General features: G+C 67.4%; 2 protein-coding genes. One reads left to right on the top strand and one right to left on the bottom strand.

The features are described from left to right. Positions 1–118 precede the first annotated feature (118 nt). Positions 119–3,577 (top strand): transcription-repair coupling factor, encoded by a 3,459-nt coding sequence (gene mfd / locus VF662_RS15930; RefSeq protein ID WP_464142935.1) that lies wholly within the window; start codon positions 119–121, stop codon positions 3,575–3,577. Positions 3,578–3,832: 255 nt separating this feature from the next. Here the strand turns inward: mfd and VF662_RS15925 are convergent, their stop codons facing one another. Beyond that, positions 3,833–4,159: a hypothetical protein gene (locus VF662_RS15925; RefSeq protein ID WP_464142934.1), complete on the bottom strand. Its 327-nt coding sequence runs from the start codon at positions 4,157–4,159 to the stop codon at positions 3,833–3,835. Between the last annotated feature and the right edge of the window lie 130 nt (positions 4,160–4,289).

Below are 4,289 nucleotides of genomic sequence, written 5' to 3'. Positions count from 1 at the left end.
GGAGCAGGACGTGGACATCATGGCCTGGGCGATCGGAGCGGCAGCCGTCCCCGAACGCTTCGCGGGCGAGATGATGCGGAAGATGAACGAGCTCAACTACATCAAGCACCCCGAATAAGTGTCAGACCTCCAGAAGATCCTTTCGGCCAATCGGCCGATCACGCTTTCCGGCGCGCCGTCGGGCTTCCTGCCCTGGCTTGCGGCGGACCTCGCGCGCGCAGCGAAAGGGCGTGCCGTGTTCATCGCGCCGGACGAAGCGGCGATGCGGCACATCGTCGATGCCGCGCATTATTTCGCTCCGGAGCTGGAGACCCTGAGCTTTCCGGCCTGGGACTGCCTTCCCTACGACCGCTCCTCCCCTTCCCTCCGCTCGACCTCGGAGCGGCTTGCGACGTTGCACGCGCTTCAGCGGAAGGGCGACAAGCCGCAGCTGCTTGTGACCACCGTCAACGCGGCGACGCAGCGCACCCTCACCCCGTTCCGCGTGCGCCAGCTGGTTGCGCGGCTCGCGCCGGGCGAGAGGATCGACCTCGACCGGTTGACGAAGCTTCTCCAAGCCAATGGCTACGTGCGCACCGACACCGTCCACGATGCGGGCGAATATGCGGTGCGCGGCGGGCTCGTGGACCTCTACCCCGCGGGCGAGGAAGAGGGCCTGAGGCTCGACTTCTTCGGCGACGAGATCGAGAGCGTCCGCCGCTTCGATCCGGCGACTCAGCGGACCACCGGCCGGGTCGAAGGCTTCACCCTTCTCCCCGCCTCCGAGACCCTGCTCGACGAGGAGAGCGTGAAGCGCTTCCGCTCCCGCTATCGCGAGCTGTTCGGCGCCACCGCGACCGGCGATCCCATCTACCAGGCCATATCCGAAGGGCGGCGGCTTGCCGGCATCGATCACTGGCTGCCCTTGTTCGAGGAGCGGCTGGAGACATTATTCGATCACCTCTCGCCCGACGACGTGGTGGTGCGCGACGCGGGCGATGCCGGCGCGGCCGATGCGCGCTTCGAGGCGGTGGAGGATTATTATCAGAACCGGGTGCGCGCGCAGTCGAACGATCCGGGCAGCTACCGGCCTCTGAAGCCCGAGACACTCTATGTCGGCCGCGGCGACTGGGAGCGGATCATCGCCGACCGGCCGCTGCACCTCGCGACGCCGTTCCACGAGCCGGCGAGCGCCACCGTGCTCGATTTCGAGGTGGACGGGCCGCGGGATTTCGCTCCGGAGCGGTCGCAGAACGCCAACGTCTATGAAGCGGTGGTCGACCATGTCGAGGCGCTGCGCCGGTCGGGGCACAAGGTCGTGCTCGCAAGCTATTCCGCGGGCGCGCGGGAGCGGCTGAAGGGGCTGCTTGCCGACCATGGGCTGACCCGGGCGACAGAGGCGGACACCTGGCAGCAGGCGCTCGGCGCATCCAAGGACCAGGTGGCGCTCACCGTCATCCAGCTCGATCACGGCTTCACGACCCGCGACGTCGCTTTGCTCACCGAGCAGGACATGCTGGGCGACCGGCTCGTCCGCCGCCGGAAGCGCAAGAAGAATACCGAGGCCTTCCTCAACGAGCTTGCGACGCTGACGCCGGGCGACCTCGTGGTCCACGCCGATCACGGCATCGGGCGGTTCAGCGGCCTGACGCAGATCCCGGTCCAGAGCTCGCCGCACGATTGCGTGGCGCTCGAATATGCGGGAGGCGACAAGCTCTACGTGCCGGTCGAGAATATCGACGTGCTCTCCCGCTACGGAAGCGACAATGAGGGGGTGACGCTCGACAGGCTGGGCGGCGAGGCGTGGCAGCGGCGCAAGTCTCGGATGAAGGAGCGGATCCGCGAGATTGCGGGTGAGCTCATGCGGACGGCCGCGGAGCGCGCGCTCCGGCCGGCGGCGGTGGCGGAGCCGGACACCGGCTACGCGCCGTTCGTCGACCGCTTCCCTTATGAGGAGACGGACGACCAGGACCGCGCGATCGGCGACGTGATCGGCGATCTCGGCGCGGGCAAGCCGATGGACCGGCTCGTCTGCGGCGACGTCGGCTTCGGCAAGACCGAGGTTGCGCTCCGGGCGGCGTTCATCGCCGCGATGGCTGGGATGCAGGTCGCGCTCGTCTGCCCGACGACGCTGCTCGCGCGCCAGCATTTCAACACCTTCAAGGAGCGCTTCCAGGGGTTCCCGATCGAGATCGGGCGCCTCTCGCGCCTCGTCACCGCCGCCGAGGCCAAGGCCACGCGGGAGGGGCTTGCGGCGGGGCAGGTCGATATCGTGATCGGTACTCACGCGCTGCTGGCCAAGCAGGTCGAGTTCAAGAATCTCGGCCTCGTCATCGTCGACGAGGAGCAGCGTTTCGGAGTCACGCACAAGGAGCGCCTCAAGGCGATGCGGGCGGACGTGCACGTGCTGACGCTCACCGCCACTCCGATCCCGCGCACGCTGCAGATGGCGATGTCGGGCCTTCGCGATCTCTCGGTGATCCAGACGCCGCCGGTCGACCGGCTTGCGGTGCGCACCTACGTGATGCCGTGGGACCCGGTGGTGCTCCGCGAAGCCTTGCTGCGCGAGCATTATCGCGGTGGCCAGAGCTATTTCGTGGTGCCGCGGATCGCGGACCTGCCCGACATCGAGCGGTTCATCACCGAGCAGGTGCCGGAGGTGCGCTACGTCGTCGCGCACGGGCAGATGTCGCCGACCGAGGTGGAGGAGCGGATGTCCGCTTTCTACGACCGCAAGTATGACGTGCTGCTCTCGACGACGATCGTGGAGAGCGGGCTCGACATCCCTTCCGCGAACACGTTGATCATCCACCGCGCCGACCGGTTCGGCCTTGCCCAGCTCTACCAGCTGCGGGGGCGCGTGGGACGGGCGAAGACCCGCGCCTACGCCTATTTCACGACGCCGGCGACGCGGACGATCACGGAGACTGCCGACAAAAGGCTGCAGGTGCTCGCCAACCTCGATACGCTCGGCGCCGGCTTCCAGCTTGCAAGCCACGACCTCGACATTCGCGGCGCCGGCAATCTGCTCGGCGACGAGCAATCGGGGCACATCAAGGAGGTCGGCTTCGAGCTCTACCAGTCGATGCTCGAGGACGCGATCCTTGACGCCAAGGCGGCGGGCGCCGGGCTGAAGGCGCGGCCGGAGGAATTCTCGCCCCAGATCACCGTCAACGCGCCGATCATGATCCCGGAGGATTATGTGCCGGACCTCGACCTCCGGATGGGTCTCTACCGGCGCATGAACGATCTCGAGAACCGGCAGGAGATCGAAGCTTTCGCGGCCGAGCTCATCGACCGGTTCGGAAAGCTTCCCGAGGCGACCGACAACCTCCTCAAGGTGATCGAGATGAAGCTTAATTGCCGGAAGGCCGAGATCGTGAAGCTGGACGTGGGACCGAAGGGTGCCCTTGTTCACTTCCACAAGGACACGTTCCCGAACCTCGAAGGGCTGATCGACTATGTGCAGCGCCTCAAGGGCACGGCGAAGCTGCGGCCGGATTCGAAGCTCGTCATCACCCGCTCCTGGCCCGATCCGCAGTCGCGCGTGAACGGGGCGCTGCAGCTGTCGAAGGGGCTGGCGCGGATCGTCCGCTAGCCGCGAGCGCCCGGTCGTTGCGCTTGCGGACCAATCCTGTTAACCATTTTCCACGCTGGTTTTCAGCGGGGAGCATGGCTCGTGCATCAGGAGGAGAGGCCTCGATGCGCCGGCCTGGGGGTGGTCATCGCCCTGGTAGCCAGTGCGGCCTTCTGGATCATGACGGGAATCATCCTGCTGATCCTCTTTCGCGGCACCTAGAGCGCGTGATCGGCCAGGTGGGCGGCAGGCTGCTGAGCGGCCGCTAGACGCGCGCTACCAGCGCCGCGCCCGCGGCAGGGGCTGGGCCGGCAGGGGCGAGCCGAAGCCGTAGCGCTGCCCGACGATCACGGGCTCCTGACACCCATCGACCTCCCGGACGACGGTGAGCACGAGCTGGGCCGGGGGAAGCTCGCCAAGTCGGTTGAACTTGCCCTTGTTGATCGCATCGGCGGGATGAAGGTCTGGGCGGCGGCAGCCGGGGCCGCCGAGCGGAAGCGCCTCCGAACGAGCCGGTGAGGCCGTGGGCGTCGCGGCCGGGCCGTGGGCCGGGCTCGATGCGAGCGGAATGGCGAGCGCTGCCAAAGCGATGATGAGCCGCATGACGATCTCCTTCTCGGAAAACCGTTATAACAGAAGCTGGAACGCTTTTGGAGCCTCAGCGTGCCGGCAGCGTGAGCGTGAAGCGGGCGCCCTGCCCCGGCGCGCTGTCGACCGAGATGTCGCCGCCCAT

The sequence above is a fragment of the Allosphingosinicella sp. genome (genome assembly GCF_036387215.1).
GTDB lineage: Bacteria > Pseudomonadota > Alphaproteobacteria > Sphingomonadales > Sphingomonadaceae > Allosphingosinicella.
Note: the sequence above shows the minus strand (reverse complement) of the source record. Positions and strands in the feature narration are given on the sequence as shown.